Annotated in this window: 15 protein-coding genes and 1 pseudogene; 6 read left to right on the forward strand and 10 right to left on the reverse strand. The window is 63.6% G+C overall.

Annotation, left to right across the window (positions count from 1 at the left end):
• Positions 1-112 precede the first annotated feature (112 nt).
• The 3 genes from K309_RS0118980 (at position 113) to K309_RS0118990 (ending at position 2,942) form a co-directional block, all read left to right on the forward strand.
• Positions 113-1,114 (forward strand): Bug family tripartite tricarboxylate transporter substrate binding protein, encoded by a 1,002-nt coding sequence (locus tag K309_RS0118980; protein ID WP_029047900.1) that lies wholly within the window; start codon positions 113-115, stop codon positions 1,112-1,114.
• Between the two features lie 75 nt (positions 1,115-1,189).
• The gene (locus K309_RS0118985; protein WP_029047901.1) at positions 1,190-2,362 is read left to right on the forward strand and encodes an acyl-CoA dehydrogenase family protein; all 1,173 of its coding nucleotides are present in this window, start codon (positions 1,190-1,192) and stop codon (positions 2,360-2,362) included.
• Between the two features lie 76 nt (positions 2,363-2,438).
• Positions 2,439-2,942, forward strand: coding sequence for a GNAT family N-acetyltransferase (locus tag K309_RS0118990; RefSeq protein WP_029047902.1), 504 nt, complete (start codon positions 2,439-2,441; stop codon positions 2,940-2,942).
• A gap of 103 nt (positions 2,943-3,045) precedes the next feature.
• Here the strand turns inward: K309_RS0118990 and K309_RS0118995 are convergent, their stop codons facing one another.
• The 5 genes from K309_RS0118995 to K309_RS0119015 form a co-directional block, all read right to left on the reverse strand.
• Entirely contained in the window at positions 3,046-3,891 is an 846-nt protein-coding gene (locus K309_RS0118995) for an enoyl-CoA hydratase/isomerase family protein (protein WP_029047903.1), read from the reverse strand.
• Complete coding sequence (locus K309_RS0119000) at positions 3,888-5,123, reverse strand: CaiB/BaiF CoA transferase family protein (RefSeq protein WP_029047904.1); 1,236 nt, start codon at positions 5,121-5,123, stop codon at positions 3,888-3,890. Before K309_RS0119000 ends, K309_RS0118995 begins: the two co-directional genes overlap by 4 nt.
• Before the next feature lie 73 nt (positions 5,124-5,196).
• Entirely contained in the window at positions 5,197-6,165 is a 969-nt protein-coding gene (locus K309_RS0119005; RefSeq protein WP_029047905.1) for a Bug family tripartite tricarboxylate transporter substrate binding protein, read from the reverse strand.
• 66 nt (positions 6,166-6,231) lie between these two features.
• A complete protein-coding gene (locus K309_RS0119010; RefSeq protein ID WP_029047906.1) occupies positions 6,232-7,170 on the reverse strand; it encodes a LysR family transcriptional regulator in 939 nt (312 codons plus the stop codon).
• 267 nt (positions 7,171-7,437) lie between these two features.
• A complete protein-coding gene (locus K309_RS0119015) occupies positions 7,438-8,400 on the reverse strand; it encodes a LysR family transcriptional regulator (RefSeq protein WP_035877871.1) in 963 nt (320 codons plus the stop codon).
• A 104-nt stretch (positions 8,401-8,504) separates the two neighbouring features.
• On the opposite strand from K309_RS0119015, the gene dsdA reads away from it, so the two are divergent.
• From dsdA to K309_RS0119030, 3 genes are read left to right on the forward strand one after another with little or no spacing between them, the layout of a single operon-like run.
• Entirely contained in the window at positions 8,505-9,845 is a 1,341-nt protein-coding gene (gene dsdA, locus K309_RS0119020) for a D-serine ammonia-lyase (protein ID WP_029047908.1), read from the forward strand.
• A 42-nt stretch (positions 9,846-9,887) separates the two neighbouring features.
• Positions 9,888-11,207: an MFS transporter gene (locus K309_RS0119025; protein ID WP_029047909.1), complete on the forward strand. Its 1,320-nt coding sequence runs from the start codon at positions 9,888-9,890 to the stop codon at positions 11,205-11,207.
• Between the two features lie 34 nt (positions 11,208-11,241).
• Positions 11,242-12,765: a M81 family metallopeptidase gene (locus K309_RS0119030; RefSeq protein WP_029047910.1), complete on the forward strand. Its 1,524-nt coding sequence runs from the start codon at positions 11,242-11,244 to the stop codon at positions 12,763-12,765.
• Between the two features lie 446 nt (positions 12,766-13,211).
• Here K309_RS0119030 and K309_RS36800 read toward each other — a convergent pair whose 3' ends face one another.
• The 5 genes and pseudogenes from K309_RS36800 to K309_RS42465 form a co-directional block, all read right to left on the reverse strand.
• The gene (locus tag K309_RS36800) at positions 13,212-13,730 is read right to left on the reverse strand and encodes a hypothetical protein (RefSeq protein ID WP_051320510.1); all 519 of its coding nucleotides are present in this window, start codon (positions 13,728-13,730) and stop codon (positions 13,212-13,214) included.
• Positions 13,727-13,915: a hypothetical protein gene (locus tag K309_RS41755; protein ID WP_156914395.1), complete on the reverse strand. Its 189-nt coding sequence runs from the start codon at positions 13,913-13,915 to the stop codon at positions 13,727-13,729. The genes K309_RS36800 and K309_RS41755 overlap by 4 nt, the downstream gene beginning before the upstream one ends.
• Positions 13,916-14,137: 222 nt before the next feature.
• Complete coding sequence (locus tag K309_RS43975; protein ID WP_369796448.1) at positions 14,138-14,491, reverse strand: PAAR domain-containing protein; 354 nt, start codon at positions 14,489-14,491, stop codon at positions 14,138-14,140.
• Between the two features lie 355 nt (positions 14,492-14,846).
• Complete coding sequence (locus tag K309_RS43800) at positions 14,847-14,978, reverse strand: hypothetical protein (protein ID WP_255360116.1); 132 nt, start codon at positions 14,976-14,978, stop codon at positions 14,847-14,849.
• A 500-nt stretch (positions 14,979-15,478) separates the two neighbouring features.
• A pseudogene (locus K309_RS42465) lies at positions 15,479-15,846 on the reverse strand (hypothetical protein); the annotation flags it as partial.

Raw genomic sequence — 15,846 nt, forward strand, 5'->3', positions numbered from 1 at the left:
AGGTATCAGGCAATGACGACGTAGCGAAAGTTGTAGCAAGCAGGCGCCAAGCGATCCGACGAGATTGCGGCCTTATAGGGAAACTACCCAGGGAAACTACCCAGGAGACAAGATGCAACCCACTCAACCAGCGCGCCGGCGCCTGCTGGCCGCCATGCTCGGCTGCGCCGCGCTCGCGCCTGCCGTGGCTTTTGGCGCCGCCGACAGCGCCGACAGGTTCCCCGCCCGCCCCATTCGCATCATCGTGCCGTTCTCGGCCGGCGGCGTGGTCGACACCGTCACCCGCGCCACCGCCGAGCGCATGGCCCAGTTGCTGCGCCAGCCTGTCATCGTCGAGAACCGTACCGGCGCGGGCGGCGCCATCGGCACCGACGTCGCCGCCAGGGCCACGCCGGACGGATACCCGCTGCTCGCCGTCAGTCCCAGCTACGTGATCGGCCCGCTGCTCAACAGCGCGATCAACTGGAAGGGCGCACGCGACTTTCGCGCGGTTGCCGGCTTTGGCGTGGTCCCCAACGTGATCGTGGTCCCCGCATCATCGCGCCTGCGCAGCCTGCCCGAATTGCTTGACGCCGCGCGCAGCCAGCCCGGTGCGCTGACCTACGCCAGCGCCGGCGTGGGTACCTCCAACCACCTCTGCGGCGAACTGCTCGCACAAATGACCGAGGTCAAGCTGACGCATGTGCCGTACAAGGGCCAGCCCGAGGCGCTGACGGACGTGCTGGGTGCACGCGTGTCGATCATGGCGCTGACCGCGGCAATCGCACGCCAGCAGGTCCAAAGCGGCAAGCTGCGTGCACTCGCCGTGACTTCCGCCAAACGTTCCGCGGCGTTGCCAGACGTTCCCACGGTTGCCGAAGCTGCGCGCCTGCCCGGCTATGAAGTGGGCGCGTGGCTAGGACTGGTCGCGCCGCACGCCACGCCCGACGCCGTCGTGCGCAAGCTGGCTGACGCCGCGGCGCAGGCGGTCAGCGATCCTGCCGTGGTCAAGCGCCTGGCCGATCTCGGCATGGACGTGGCCCCGCAATCCGCACCCGCCTTCGACCGCTACCTGGACAGCGAATCGCAGAAGTGGACCCGCGTGCTGAAGACCGCCGGCATCACAGCCCAATAGCACCTTCCACACCTGTCGTTCACAAGGCAAGACACATCCCGTTCCATCCCAGACACCTGCCCATCTCACTTTCCCATGATCCGCGACACCGCCCGCATGCAAGCCCTGCTTGCCGACCTCCGCCAGTTCGTCCTCAACACCTGCATTCCGCTCGAAGCCGACATCGACCGCGACGACGTCATCCCTGAACCGGTGGTCGACGCCATGCGACAACTCGGATTATTCGGACACAGCATTCCCGAAGCCTACGGCGGCGCGGGTCTGACCTCTGAAGAACTGACGCTCGTCAACATCGAAGTCTCGCAGGCCGCCACCGTCTTCCGTGCGCGCTTTGGCGGCAACACCGGCATCGCCTCCGAGTCGCTGGTCGTCGACGGCACCGAAGCGCAGAAGACGCGCTACCTGCCGCGGCTTGCATCGGGCGAGCTGACCGGCTGCTTCGCGCTGACCGAGCCAGAAGCCGGATCCGACGCCACCTCGCTGCAGACGTCGGCGCGGCGCGACGGTGACCATTACGTGCTGAACGGCAGCAAGTGCTTCATCACCAACGCGCCGATCGCCGACCTGTTCACCGTGTTCGCCCGCACCGACCCGGATATCTCCGGCGCGCATGGCATCAGCGCCTTCCTGGTCGAACGCGGCACGCCCGGCATCAGCACCGGCGAACCCGAACGCAAGATGGGCCAGCACGGCTCCCCGGTGGGCGACGTTTACCTGCAGGACTGCCGCGTGCCGGCCACCGCCATCGTCGGCGGCCAGCCTGGCGTCGGCTTCAAGACAGCGATGAAGGCGCTCAACAAGCAGCGCATCAACCTGGCCGGCCTGTGCATCGGCCCTGCCATCCGCCTGGTGGACGAGATGGTGCGCTACGCCAGCCAGCGGCGCCAGTTCGGCAAGCCGATCGCCGATTACCAGCTGGTCCAGCAAATGATTGCCGACAGCAATACCGATATCCACGCCGCGCGCGCGCTGGTACTGGAAACCGCCCGCCGCCGCGACAACGGCGAGGACGTGACCATGGAGGCATCGATGTGCAAGCTGTTCGCCTCTGAAATGTGCGGTCGCGTGGCGGATCGCGCGGTGCAGATTTTTGGCGGCAGCGGCTATATGGCGCGTACGGTGGCGGAGCGGTTTTATCGCGACGTGCGCCTGTTCCGCTTGTATGAGGGGACCACGCAGATCCACCAGCTGAATATTGCCAAGCGGACGATGCAGGCGCGGGAGGGGGTGTTGGGACACGTGGGATAACGACGCAAGGCGTCCACCGACGAAATGGATTCCTGTGGGCAATAATGATCGTGTCCGACTTCCCACCGAGACCACCATGCCCGCACCATTGATCCACTCGGCACGCCTCGCCCTGATTCCCTTCTCCGGCGCCGATGCCGACGAAGTCTGGCCTTGCATCACTCCAACCCTGGCCCGCTACATGGAATGGGAACCCGCCCCCTCGCCGGCGGCATTCCGCGACGTCTGGCAAGCCTGGCTGTCGGCCATGGACGACGGATCGGATTTTATCTTTACCATCCGCCGGGCCAGCGATGGCCATTTCCTGGGACTGGCCGGGCTGCTACACGCCGATACGCCGGCACCGGAATTTGGTATCTGGATCAGGGAAGACGCCCACGGCCATGGCTATGGCATGGAGGCCGTGCTGGCGGTGAAGGACTGGGCCATGGCCGCACTGCAGCCGTTACGGTTCATCTATCAGGTGGCGGAAGAGAATTGGGCGAGCCGGCGGATTCCGGAGGCGATGGGCGGCGTGGTAGTGGACAGCCAGCCTGCGCCGAAGTATGTGCGCGTGATCTATGAAGTGCCAGCACGGTGATGCAGGCACGCTGCCGCATACCGCCGGGGCGGCGGAACCCGCTTCACGGTAAGCGGCAATGGCCCGACGCGAACCGTCATTCGCGCCGGGCCATCCAGAACATCTAACGCCCCTTCCACTCCGGCGGCCGCCGTCCCACAAACGCCTCTACCCCTTCCCGGAAATCTTCGCTCCCATAGCAAAGGCGCACGAGATCATCGGTATCGGCCACCGCCTCCACGGTCTGCCGCCGCAACGCCTCCTTGACGACCGTTTGCGTAACCGGCGCCAGCGCGGCGAGCCGGTTGCATAGCGCGGCAACTTCGCTCTCGATCAACTCGGCCGCATAGACGCCTTCCAGAAATCCGCACGCCAGCGCCGCATCGGCATCCAGGATCTGCGCCAGCAGCAGCATGCGCCGCACCGGCTGCAAACCCCACGCCGCGCGCAGCTTGGCGAGGTTCAGCGCCGACAGCGTGTTGCCGAGCGTCCTGGCGATCGGCACGCCGAAGCGGGCCTTGGGCGTCGCCACGCGGAAATCGCAGGCGGTCGCGATGGCCAGCCCGCCGCCCACCGCCCAGCCCTCGATGACGGCCACGGTCGGCATCGGCAGCTGTTCGACAAGGCGGACGCCCTCGTCGATGCGCGCTTCGTAGGCCACCCCGTCATCGCCGCTCGAAAATCGCCGGAACTGCGCGATATCAGTGCCCGCGACAAAGGCCTCCCCGCCCTCGCCGCGCAGCACCACCACGCGCACGCCCGCGCCGCCATCCGCCGCCAGCTTGCGGCAGTGCGTGGCGAGCTGCTCGTACATCGCCCATGTCATCGCATTGCGCGCGGCCGGGCGGTCGAACGTCAGCGTCGCGACCTGTCCCTGCACCGTGAGCCTGACTTGCCCGTCGCTGCCAGCGCCGGCGTCGCGCTGGCTCGACTCGGATTGGCCGCCTCCCGGCGGCAGCGTGGCGCTCATGCGCCGAACGCGCCGGCCGCCGCCAGCGACTGCTGTTCGTCCTTCGACAGTCCCAGCTCGGCGAGGATCTCTTCCGTATGCTGGCCCAGCAGTGGCGGCGGGCGCCGTACCTGCTGCGGCGTGCCGCCCATCTTGACCGCGAAGCCGATGTTGGGCACCTTGCCCTCGATCGGATGATCGATCTCGATGCGCATCTGGCGATGGCGGCCGTGCTCGCTGTCGAAGGCCTGCGGGTAAGTCAGGATCGGGCCGGCCGGGATGCCGACTTCGAGCAGCCGCTCGATCCAGTAGTCGCTGGTCTGCGTGGCGAAGCTTTCCTCCAGCGCGGCGATCAGCGCCTGCCGGTTCGCGAGCCGCAGCGACACAGTGGCAAAGCGCTCGTCCTTGAGCAGGTCTTGCCGGTCCAGCGTATTGCACAGCAACTGCCACAGCTTCTGGTTGGTGGCGCCCATGACGAAGTAGCCGTCGGCGGCCTTCATCGCCTGGTACGGCGCGCTCATGCGGTTGGCGGTGCCCAGCGGCTCGGGCTCACGGCCCGTGCCCCAGTACTCGCAGGTGTCCCACACCGAGAACGCCAGCGCGGAGTCAAACAGCGACGCATCGACATACTGCCCCTTCCCCGTCTCCCTGGCGCCGATGTAGGCGGACAGCATGCCGTAGGTCGCGAACAGCGCGCAGCCGATATCGGCCACCGGCACGCCCGCCTTCACCGGCGCGCCGCCCGGGTAGCCGGTCACGCTCATCACGCCAGACATCGCCTGCGCCATCAGGTCGAAGCCCGGCCGCGTAGCCCACGGCCCGCTCTGGCCGAAGCCCGAGATGCTGCAGTAGACCAGCTTCGGGTTGATCTTGCTGAGCGTCTCGTAATCGATGCCCAGGCGCTTCATCACGCCGGGACGGTAGTTCTCTACCAGGATGTCAGCGGTTTCCGCCAGGCGATAGAGCACCTCGCGGCCGGAGTCGGTCTTCAGGTCCAGCGTGACGCTGCGCTTGTTGCGGTTCATGTTGAGGAAGCCCATGCTGTCCGGGCCCTTCATCTTGAACCCCATCGAGCCGCGCGTCTGGTCCCCGCCCTCGGGCGGTTCGATCTTGATCACGTCGGCGCCGAGGTCGGCCAGCAGCATGCAGGCATAGGGCCCGGCCATGACCTGGCTGACGTCGAGCACCCGCACGCCGGCCAGCGGCAGTCGGGATGCAGGGGCTTGTTCGCGGGAATCGCTGAAATCTGTCATGGGGTGCTTCCTGGGAAATTCGGTAAGGCGGCGTACTCGGGTGCGGCGACCATCAGCCATCAGCGTTCGGCCCTCAGCTTTCAGCCTTCACGCCCGCGTCTTTCACGACCTTGGCCCACTTGGTGGATTCGGAGGCGATAAAGGCTGCGAACTGCTGGTTCGATCCGCCGGAATCCTCGGCGCCGAAGCTCTTCAGCCGCTCGACAACATCCGGCATGGCCAGCACCCGGTTCACGTCCGCGTTCATGCGCTGCGCCAGCGCCGCGGGCATGCCCTTCGGGCCCACCAGCCCGTACCACGACGCGGCGTCCAGGCCGGCGAAGCCCGACTCCGCCAGCGTCGGCACATTGGGATGGCTGGCCGCGCGCTTCAGGCGGGTCTGCGCGATGGCAATCACCTTGCCCTGCTGAATGAACGGCGTGGCGGCGGTCATCGTGTCGAAGGCATAGTCGATCTGCCCGCCCATCAGGTCCGCCACCAGCGGACCCGAGCCCTTGTACGGCACGTGCACCACATCGATCCTGGCTTGCATCCGGAACAGCTCCAGCGCCAGATGCTGCGCCGAGCCGATGCCGGACGAACCGAAGGAAATCTTGCCCGGGTTCTTCCGGCACAGCGCCACGATGTCCGAAACCGTCCGCACCTTCTGTTCCGGACGGCAGGTCAGCATATTGGGCGTGACGCCCACCATCGAAATCGGCGTGAAATCCGCGCGCGGGTCGTACTTGACGTCCAGCAGCGCCGGGGCGATTGCATGGCTGTTGACATGCGCCATCAGCAGCGTGGCGCCATCCGGCGGCTGCTTGGCCACATAGGCCGCGGCGATCGCGCCGGTGGCACCGGGCTTGTTCTCCACCACCACGCTGGTGTTCCACATGACCCCGAGCTTCTGCCCGATCACGCGCGCCAGCACGTCCGTGCCGCCGCCGGGGGCAAAGCCCACGACGATGCGCACCGGCCCTTGCACGTCAGCGGCGGCGCGCGCCAGGCCGGGCATCGCCAGTCCGGCCGCCGCGGCCAGGATGAATTGTCTGCGCTGCATTGCGTGTCTCCGTAGTACGAATCGTTATGGAGCCATCATCCGCAATGCGCGCGCCGCGGGCTATCGCTATTTTTGGGATTCTGGTTTCGCGTTTTGCGCAAGCACTTCCAGCACGCTGAGCGCGGCGGAGGAAAGTGCGCCATGGGGCCGGTGGCAAAGCACGAATTGCCGTTTCGCCCAAGGCTCGGCAATGGGCAATCGCACGAAGCGGCTACCGGCTGCGACCTCGCCGGCGATCGCCTCCGGCATGACCCCGGCGCCCAGGTTCTGCGCCACCAGGGCCGCGATGCTGTCGAAGCCGCCGACCCGCATGCGCATATGGAGCACGCGGCCGGCTTCCTCCGCCAGACGCTCCAGGCCGATCGAGATGGCCGAGCTTTCGCCGAGGACGATCAGGTCGCAGTCCAGCACATCCTCGGTCGTGACCTGTTTGCGCCGCGCCAGCGCATGGCCGCGCGCCACCACCAGGACCAGCCGGTCATCGCGATACGGCTCGGTCGGCAGGTCGATCACGCCCAGGCTGCCTTCATAGATGCCGATGTCCACGGTGCCCCGGCGCAACGACTGCTGGACTTCCTGGCTGTTCATTTCCTGCAGGTCGATGCGGACACCGGGGCAGGTGGTGTTGCAGCGCTGGATGTCGAAGGGAAGGAACTGGATGACCGCCGATTTCGGCGCCGCCACCCGCACCACGCCCAGGTCGCCGCCGACGAAAGAGGCGGCATCGTCCTGCATGCGCTGGACGGTATAGGTGATGCCGCGGGCGTGGGCCAGCAGTGCGCGGCCGGCTTCGGTCAGGGCCATGCCGTGCGGGAGGCGTTCAAAGACGGAGACGCCGAGCTGGGATTCGAGTTCGAGGATGCGTCTGGAGGCCGCTGCGGCCGCCAGATGCACCCGTTCCGCGCCGCGGGTGATGCTGCCCTGGTCGGCTACGGCGATGAAGAGCTGGATCGTGGTCAGGTCGAAATGCAGGCGCGGCGCGCGGATGGGTGCGGAGGACGTCACGATGGTCGGCGCTAAGTGGGCGTCGTTGGGGGCGAGCTACCGTTCGAGCGCAAGGAATCCGGTTTCGAAGTGCCTTGGAATGCTCTACCGCAGGCTGCGCCATTCTCCACTCATGAAGCGGTGTCAGCAAGCGGGATTCTCCCGCGAAACCGTGCCGGGTATCAGGCAGGGCCGGCGAGCAAACGGCGATTCGGGGTTGCCCCCGCTGCCCGCGTGTTGCCGGACGGGGGTCTTTGTACGGTTTTGTATTACGCCCCGCCAACGCAGTCAGTCGTATCCAGCTCCCCGCGACACCCCGCCCAGCGAAAGCAACTCCATCCGCGCAATATCGAAGCGAGCACACTCTGCCTTGAGCCACGAAGAGAAAATGGTCACGCGGCGGTCCTCCGGATTACGAGAAAGCAGCATGTAGCGCGCCGGCGCGCGTACATGCTTGCCGAAGACATCCACCAGCCGTCCGCTCCTGAGCTCGTCATAGACCAACGCCGTACGTCCCATCGCCACCCCCTGGTGGTTCAGCGCCGCGCTGATCGCAAGGCTCGACAGATTGAATTGCGGCCCCTCCAGCTGCGCAATCCATGCCGGGTGAAAGGCCTCAAGCCATGTGCGCCATTCCACGAACTCGGCTGCGCCGACCCACGGCGATGCGTCATGCAGCAACACGACGCCGTCGAGCGACACCCCGCCAGATAGCCCAGGGTGCTGGGCGAGGTACTCGGGCGTGGCCACCGGAATCAGGAACTCGTCTAGCAATACGTCGGCATGCATTTGGCTGTAGCGGACCGGGTCATAACGCACTGCCACGTCAATGTCTTCCGCCTCCATCGATTGCCTGTCCAGGGCCTGGAACTCGGCTTTCAGGCGCACGGACACGTCCGGCTGCTCGCGGTGGAACTCGGTCAGGCGCGGCATCAGCCATTGCAGCGCAAACGACGGCAGGCAATTGACCTGCAACGGCGCGTTTGGCAGGCCGAGTCGCTGGATGGTCTGCTGGATGTCTTGCAGTGCGCGCGTAGTCGTCTCGAACAGCGCCTCGCCCTTTGGCGTCAGTTTCAGGTTGCGCGGCTGCCGCACGAAGAGCATGTAGCCGAGGCGATCTTCCAGATGGCGTATCTGCTGGCTCACCGCGCTTTGGGTGAGGCTCAGCGATTCGGCGGCCTTCGTGAAGCTCAGCAGGCGTCCCGCGGCTTCGAAACACCGCAGCGCGCCGAGAACGGAGGAGTCGAGCATTTGGATTAGCCTGGCTAATACATACGTTAGAAACCATCGCTATTCTTGCACGGCTGCAGCGCCTACGATCATGGCTCATAAGGCATTCCTCGGAAAACGACTTGATGACCACCCTGCCGCTGCCCACAGAACTATTAGCACGACTTCAATCGAAACGACCGCTGCTTTGGCTGAATCCGAGGCTGGGACAACCCCTGCCGGCTTCCGCCCCATCGACAGAACTGATCGAGGCAGCTGAGGCACGTCTTGCGCGCTGCGCACCGCTCATGGCAACGCTGTTTCCCGAACTGGCGCCAAGCCATGGGCAAGTGGAATCGCAACTAATGCCTGCCACCGCGCTCCAGCACGCGCTCATTGGCAACGATGGCGCCGAGGGCGCCTGGTTCATCAAGCGAGACGACGAACTGCCGATTGCCGGCTCCATCAAGGCTCGCGGCGGCTTTCATGAAGTGCTGGCGATTGCCGAGTCCATCGCGATCGAGCATGGCATCCTCGACCCCGACGGTGACCGCCGCGTGCTCGCGACGGCGGAAGCGCGCGCGCTGTTCTCGCAATACTCGGTGACGGTCGGCAGCACCGGCAACCTCGGCCTGAGCATCGGCGTCATGGCGGCTGCGCTCGGGTTCGATGCGGTTGTGCATATGTCCGCGGACGCCAAGGCGTGGAAGAAGGACCGCCTGCGCAAGCGCGGCGTGCGCGTCGTGGAACATGAGGGCGACTACGCGGAAGCTGTTGCAGCAGGCCGGGAGCAGGCGTTGGCGGCGCCGCGCTGCCATTTCGTTGATGACGAACGCTCCGCCCTGCTCTTCTTTGGGTACGCCGCCGCGGCACGTCACCTTGCGCGCCAGTTGGCCGAAGCCGGCCGCGTGGTGGATGCCGCCCATCCGCTCTTCGTCTATCTCCCCTGCGGCGTCGGCGGCGCCCCCGGTGGCATCACTTACGGGCTCAAGGCACTGTTCGGCGAACATGTGCACTGCTTCTTTGCCGAGCCCGTGGCCTCGCCGTGCATACTGGTGCAGTTGGCCTCGGGTGCGGACTCGCCCGTATCCGTCTACGACATTGGCCTGGATAACCGGACCGATGCCGATGGCCTCGCAGTCGGCCAGGCATCCCATCTGGTCAGCCCGTTGATGGCTTCCCAGCTCGCCGGCGTGTTCACCGTCCCCGACGATCAGCTCTACGTTCATTTGCTCGCGCTCAAGAGGTCGATGGGCGTGGAAGTCGAGCCGTCGGCGGCGGCTGGCATCGGAGGCCCGGGCTGGCTACGGGACTCGCCCGAAGGTCAGGCATATGTGCGCGATCACGGGCTCGACATGCGCGATGCAACGCATGTGATCTGGGCTACCGGCGGCTCGCTTGTTCCGCCCGAAGAACTTCGCCGGTTTCAGGATTACGCGGCGACGCTGGCCGGCGATGCGTCCGGTGCGATGCAACAGGTAGCCTGACCCTTTCATCGTCGCCCCCAATAAAAACAAGGAGCCACTTTCATGGAGCATCACGCCACGCTTTCGCCCGATGTTCAGAGCCGGCCTGACACCTACGCATTCGCAGACGCCACCTACCGCAAGGTCGCCCTGCGCTTCATCCCGTTCCTGATGCTGTGCTACGTCGTCGCGTATCTCGACCGCGTGAACATCGGCATTGCCAAACTCAGCATGCTGTCCGACCTGCAATTCAGCGAGGCGGCCTATGGGCTCGGCGCAGGGCTGTTCTTTATCGGCTACATGCTGTTCGAGGTACCGAGCAACCTCATCATGCATCGTGTCGGCGCGCGACGCTGGATTGCCCGGATCATGATCTCGTGGGGCCTGCTCTCGGGCGTCATGGCATTTGTCACGACGCCGTGGCAGTTCTACACGGTGCGCTTCCTGCTCGGCGTCGCCGAAGCCGGCTTCTACCCCGGCGTGATCCTCTACCTGACCTACTGGTTTCCGAATCGGCGCCGCGCCAAGGTCACGGCCATCTTTCAGGCGGGTATTCCCATCGCCGGCCTGCTCGGCAGCCCTTTGTCAGGCTGGATCCTGGAACGCTTTCACCTGGTAGGAGGTCACGCCGGCTGGCAATGGGTGTTCGTGCTCGAAGCCCTGCCAACGCTCCCGCTGGCCATCGGCGTGCTGTGGATCCTGACGGATCGCGTCAAGGACGCCAAATGGCTGACGCCGGCGCAACGCCAGTTGATCGAGAACGATATCGCGCAGGATGACCATGGCCGGGAGCACATGCCGCTGACCGGCATTCTGCGCGACATGCGGATATGCAAGATCATCCTGATGACATTTCCGGCGATGATGGCGTTGTACACGCTCGGCTTTTACCTGCCCACGCTGATCAAGGACGCAGGGGCGGTCAGTGGCGTGCAGATCGGCCTGCTCAGCGCAATTCCGTATTGCGTGGCCGTGGTAGCCATGGTGCTGGTGGGGCGGAGTTCGGATCGGCATGGAGAGCGTCGCTGGCACCTTGCCGGCATCATGCTGGTGGGCGCCTTTGGGCTCGTGGCGAGCGTATTCGCGGGACAGAACCTTGTACTCGCCGTGATCTCGCTGTCGATCGCGGCGGCGGGGATCATCAGCTTCTCGCCGATCATGTGGACGTTGCCGACGGCATTCCTGGGCGGGGCGACGGCCGCGGCGTGCATCGGCGCGATCAACAGCCTGGCGAATCTCGGCGGCTTCGTCAGCCCGTACCTGATCGGCTGGATCCGCGACACGTACCACAGCACCGCGCCCGCCATCTTCATCATCGCCGGTGCACTTGTCGCCGGCGCCCTGATCGCCCTAAGCTTTGATCCAAAGAAGGTCAATCGCTGATCGCGCGCAAAACCTACATCCCGGAGGCATTCCCGTGACTTCAGACCAATCGCCCGTCCGCCTGGCCGTTGCCGGACTCATCCACGAGACCAACACGTACGCCGCCGAGTTCGCGGGCATGACGCCACTGCGCGCGTTCGAGCAGTATCGGGGCGACGAGATCCTGGCGGCATTCGACAAATCGAATCATCAGGTTGGCGGTTTTATCGAAGGCGCACGCAAAACCGGCGCCACGCTCGTTCCCACCTACGTCGGGCAGGCGACGCCATCGGGCACGATTGAAGCCAGCGCGTATGCCGCCATGAAGCAGGCAGTTCTCGATGGCATTCGCGCCGCGCTGCCGGTTGACGGCGTGCTGCTGGCCCTGCATGGCGCCGGTGTCGCCGACGGCACCGAGGACATCGAGGGCGATCTGGCGCTTGCCGTTCGCGCGCTGGTCGGGCCCGGTGTCCCGATTGCCGCGGTCTACGATCTGCACGGCAACATGACGGACGCGATGCGGGATGCTTGCAACCTGACGTTGCCGTGCAAGCTGTATCCGCATACCGACTTCCATGAACGAGGCGTCGAAGCCGTCGAGTTGCTGCTTGAGATGATTGGCGGAAGGCTCACGCCGGTCACCGCGACGCGAAGCCTGCCGATGCTGCCGTACATCGTGACGACACAGGACGGGTTCATCCCCGCGGAGGTCAATGACGTTTGCCAGAAACTGGCCGCCCAGCCGGGCGTAATCGACTGCTCGTGGTTCCACGGCTTCCCCTACGCGGATATCGCGGCGCCCTGCCCGGTGGTCGTGTGTACCACGACCGGAGACGCCGCGCTCGCGCAGCGCTGCGCCGACGAAGTCGCGCAATGGATCTGGTCGCATCGCGAGGAATTCCGTCCGACGTTCCCGTCACCGGCACAGGGCATCGCCCTTGCCTTGTCGGCGGGAGAGGGTCCGGTTGTCGTCAACGAGTACGCAGACAACCCTGGTGGCGGCACGCCCGGAGACGGCACGCATTTGCTTCGTGCGTTACTGGATGCCGGTCCGCCCGCCGGTACGTGCTGTTTCGCATCGATCAACGACGCGGCCGTGGTTGCACAAGCACAGCGCGCGGGTGTGGGCGCCACGATCAGGGTCTCGCTGGGCGGCAAGCAAGGCCGCTTTCAGGGCGTGCCGATCGAGGCCGATGCCTATGTGAAATGCATCACGGACGGTCGTTTCGTCAATCGGCCTGGCTCGATGTTCGAAGGGGTTCGCTTCGACCTGGGGGCGATGTGTCGGCTGATCATCGATGGTGTCGATGTCATCGTGGCTTCGCGGGCAGAGCAGATCTTTGATGTCGAGCCGTTTGCGCTGCATGGGTTGGATGTCACTGGGTACAAGGTCGTGGCGATCAAGGGGGCCAATCACTTCCGTGCTGGCTATCGGACGGTTGCTAAGCAAGTCATTTCCGTCGACAGTGAAGGCTTGAGTACGGCTGCGATTGCGTCGTTTCCGCGTGAAAGGCTCGTCGGGGAGTTTTGGCCTTTGTGCGACGAGGTGCGGTTTAACGGCGGTGCCGAAGTCTTATGACAGAAGCACGCTTGATAGGTCTGGCCGGCCGGAACCAGACGTGGTCCTTGAACGCTCCCGCGCGCAATATCGATCTGTATCCTGACGGCGCTCTGCCGTGACGCCGCGCTCCGTTCGGAAGCACTGCGCACGCCTGGCTGAACCCGATGGGGATGGCCCGCGCCGCGTGGATCAGCGGTTGATGCGTATAGAACAACGACATCCCAGCCAATGAACCGCATCGGGGTAAGGTTCTCGCTATCGAACGTTCTGGATTGCATATGGCCGCCCTCTCCATCAGCCTTTAGCACGCGGTACTGTACGTAGCAGTCCCCGCAGGCGTACTGCATGTAGATAACATCAATCGTTACGTTCTCGTCGGACAGGCTAAAGGGGTACACAAAGACAAAAGAAATCCCCGACCAGCAATGCAAGAAAATGAGTGACGACTGCGCGAAGGACAGGTTTCATTTCGCCAACTCGCTCTCGTCCAGAGCGCCTGCCTTCTTGGTCCTTATCAGGAGCTTACCGCCCCTGTATATCGCCCGCCCCAAATGCCTGTAATCCTGGTCCGGAATTTCCGTCTTATCCCCATTGATCCGCGGATCGGTGCCCGTCGTGTGCCCAATCACGACGGACTTCGTCTTTCCAGCCTCAAAGAGGTACTTCGAGAAATCGGCCACGATGTTGTCCGATCGGGCTGCGGTCTGGCACCCGTGGATCTCCACCTTGGTGTCTTCGGTGAAATTACCGAACTTTAGCTTCCTGAGATGCGCACGAGAGAATGAGTCGTTGTGGAAGATATAGCGATACAGCCTGATATTGTTCAAAAAGCTGACATCCTTGTCATTTCTGACGGTGACCATGAAGAAGTTGTCCGGTCCCCCATGCGTGAAGATGTCCAGCGACCGGATACTGTTTGGCTTCTGATCGTTGATCTCGAGAATCAGTGACTGCAGCGACCGCAATCTCTTGTTGATTATCACGTACTTGTTCTTGTCATCTCTCTTGTAGTTTTTGGCATGGCGGCCATCTGGAAGGCTGAATTGTCGCTCTGCGCATAGGCCCCACCCCACAACAGTAAGCGGACTTTTCGATCATATTGAACCGTGTGAACGGAGTCTTTGGTTGTGTTTGTCCGTGCCTTCTGGCCTTTCAGATTGCCGCTCATGCTTTCCCCTCCATCCGCATTTCAGCGTCGTCGCCCAAATAGAGGGTGAGCATCTCCGGCCTCTCTGTACTCACCCGCTCACAACGTCCATCAGCGTCCGTGTAGCCGCGGTACGTGGCACCGTCTGAGGTCTCTATGTAGTAAGCGAGGCCTGCTATCGGTGCGTGGGTGTTGCCGTCGACAACTCGCACCTGTTCGTCGTAGGTATCGCCAGCGGCTTCTTCAGATTCTGTGGCCCCGGTGATCTTGGAGTGAGGAGATGGGGACGAAGAGCCTGCACCTCGGCGGTTGACTTCGACGGTGAAATTCCCTTGCGACGGAAGCACGATTGGATGGGTTGAACATCCGCAGTACACCCCGCGCACCACTGACCAGAATCTGCTTGCCCTCGATATCAAAGGCCGGGTAGCAATCATTCCTTACCTCACCGCCCGACTTGCAGGCAGGGCAGGACGCGTAGTCGCCCTCCACACCGACCGTCGTCCCATGGTGCAAGACACTCCGCCCGGTTGCGATCAGGATGCCGACCGTGCTTGTCTTGTCACCGTTCTTCAATGGATAGCGAATATCAGCCACGTAGATCTCCGATCCCTGACATGCGTTGGAACGGAAAGCTATACGTGACGCCGCTGCAGGATGTCTTTATAGCAAATCCGAAAATTGGTTGGAAATATCTGCAATTCCGTGCGCCGATGGGGCCCGCCTGGCTCTTCACGATGCCCGGTCATGCGACGAGATGCAGTTCGACGCCAGCGCCCGCAACTCCCGCGCCATAGCAGGCGCCACCTGACTGGCGCAACGGGCAAGATTAACTTGCATGGCCGTCGGCGACGTCCAAAAAGCATCGGGTCAATGCTGTAATCCCGCTGATCCAGCCATACAAGCAGATCCAGCAAGTGCCACAGTGTGGTGCTGCCTTCATGGCATCTAGTTAAAATTGGTATACCCACGAAATACTTTCGAGAATAGCGCCGCCCGCTTTACCTTGCGTGCTATCGGTGGCGTTGATATCCTCGAAATCATCGCATTCAAGAATTTCATTGATTTCGTGATTCGGTTTCATGTTGATCTCCTTACGGTTTAACTTAATCAACGTAACATCAGGTAACTTCTTTCCCCTCTTTTTTGGATTGGCTCATGCGGTTTTGCCAAGGTGATGGCGACCGTCTGCTTATAGGTATAGGTGCGCGATTAGAAGAGCGTGTTCAGAGAATTCGGAAGATCACAGGAGAAATTTTCGATCCTTCGCGATTTGGCTAGCCCTCGGGGAGAGGTAGGCTGCGGCGCAGCGAAAGATTCTCTTGGTTCTGGATGTCAGGTGATGCCGTGCGACACAGGCGGGCTCTCGATGATGGTGGGGCTCACCGATATCGCCGATGCGTCGGCATGTCCCGCCAGAACATGCCAAGCTGATGATCGGCTATCCCGAGTTTTTCCCGGCGCCGGTGCTCCCATGCCGGGGACACATACACGGTATTGTCGGCGGAACACTCAAGGAAACTGTTACTTCATGCCAGGACCGTCGCAGAAAGAACCGCTGATTTCGGCATATTTTGCACGCAGCTATCTGATTTCGCGATTGAATCCGATGAGGCCATGCAGGCGCAGGCGTCGCAGCTCGTAGCTCATGCGCCCCGGGCCGATTTCGCCAGGACGCAGGCCCAGCAGCACGGCGTAGGCTTGGCGCAGGTCTTGATTGGTAAAGCCGCGTGCGACGAAGACGAACATCACCAGCGCATGCAGCAGGGCCTGGACCTTCGGGTCGGCAAAGCGCAGCGCCGGAGCACGCTGCCCGTCAACGTGGCGTGCACGCTGCAGGTCCTGGAACGCGTCTTCGCCCAATGCGCAGTCGTGGCTGATCTGCTCGATCTCGAGCATGCGCCGGTTGGCGGCAAAGCCGATGCTGCGCAACTCGGGCAAGTTGCGCAGCA

Source organism: Cupriavidus phytohabitans (assembly GCF_000426345.1).
Classification (GTDB): domain Bacteria; phylum Pseudomonadota; class Gammaproteobacteria; order Burkholderiales; family Burkholderiaceae; genus Cupriavidus.

Coding starts and splice junctions, on each gene's coding strand:
- K309_RS0118980 (WP_029047900.1), top strand. CDS start 113: ATGCAACCCACTCAACCAGCGCGCCGGCGCCTGCTGGCCGCCATGCTC.
- K309_RS0118985 (WP_029047901.1), top strand. CDS start 1,190: ATGATCCGCGACACCGCCCGCATGCAAGCCCTGCTTGCCGACCTCCGC.
- K309_RS0118990 (WP_029047902.1), top strand. CDS start 2,439: ATGCCCGCACCATTGATCCACTCGGCACGCCTCGCCCTGATTCCCTTC.
- K309_RS0118995 (WP_029047903.1), bottom strand. CDS start 3,891: ATGAGCGCCACGCTGCCGCCGGGAGGCGGCCAATCCGAGTCGAGCCAG.
- K309_RS0119000 (WP_029047904.1), bottom strand. CDS start 5,123: ATGACAGATTTCAGCGATTCCCGCGAACAAGCCCCTGCATCCCGACTG.
- K309_RS0119005 (WP_029047905.1), bottom strand. CDS start 6,165: ATGCAGCGCAGACAATTCATCCTGGCCGCGGCGGCCGGACTGGCGATG.
- K309_RS0119015 (WP_035877871.1), bottom strand. CDS start 8,400: ATGCTCGACTCCTCCGTTCTCGGCGCGCTGCGGTGTTTCGAAGCCGCG.
- dsdA (WP_029047908.1), top strand. CDS start 8,505: ATGACCACCCTGCCGCTGCCCACAGAACTATTAGCACGACTTCAATCG.
- K309_RS0119025 (WP_029047909.1), top strand. CDS start 9,888: ATGGAGCATCACGCCACGCTTTCGCCCGATGTTCAGAGCCGGCCTGAC.
- K309_RS41755 (WP_156914395.1), bottom strand. CDS start 13,915: ATGAGCGGCAATCTGAAAGGCCAGAAGGCACGGACAAACACAACCAAA.
- K309_RS43800 (WP_255360116.1), bottom strand. CDS start 14,978: ATGAAACCGAATCACGAAATCAATGAAATTCTTGAATGCGATGATTTC.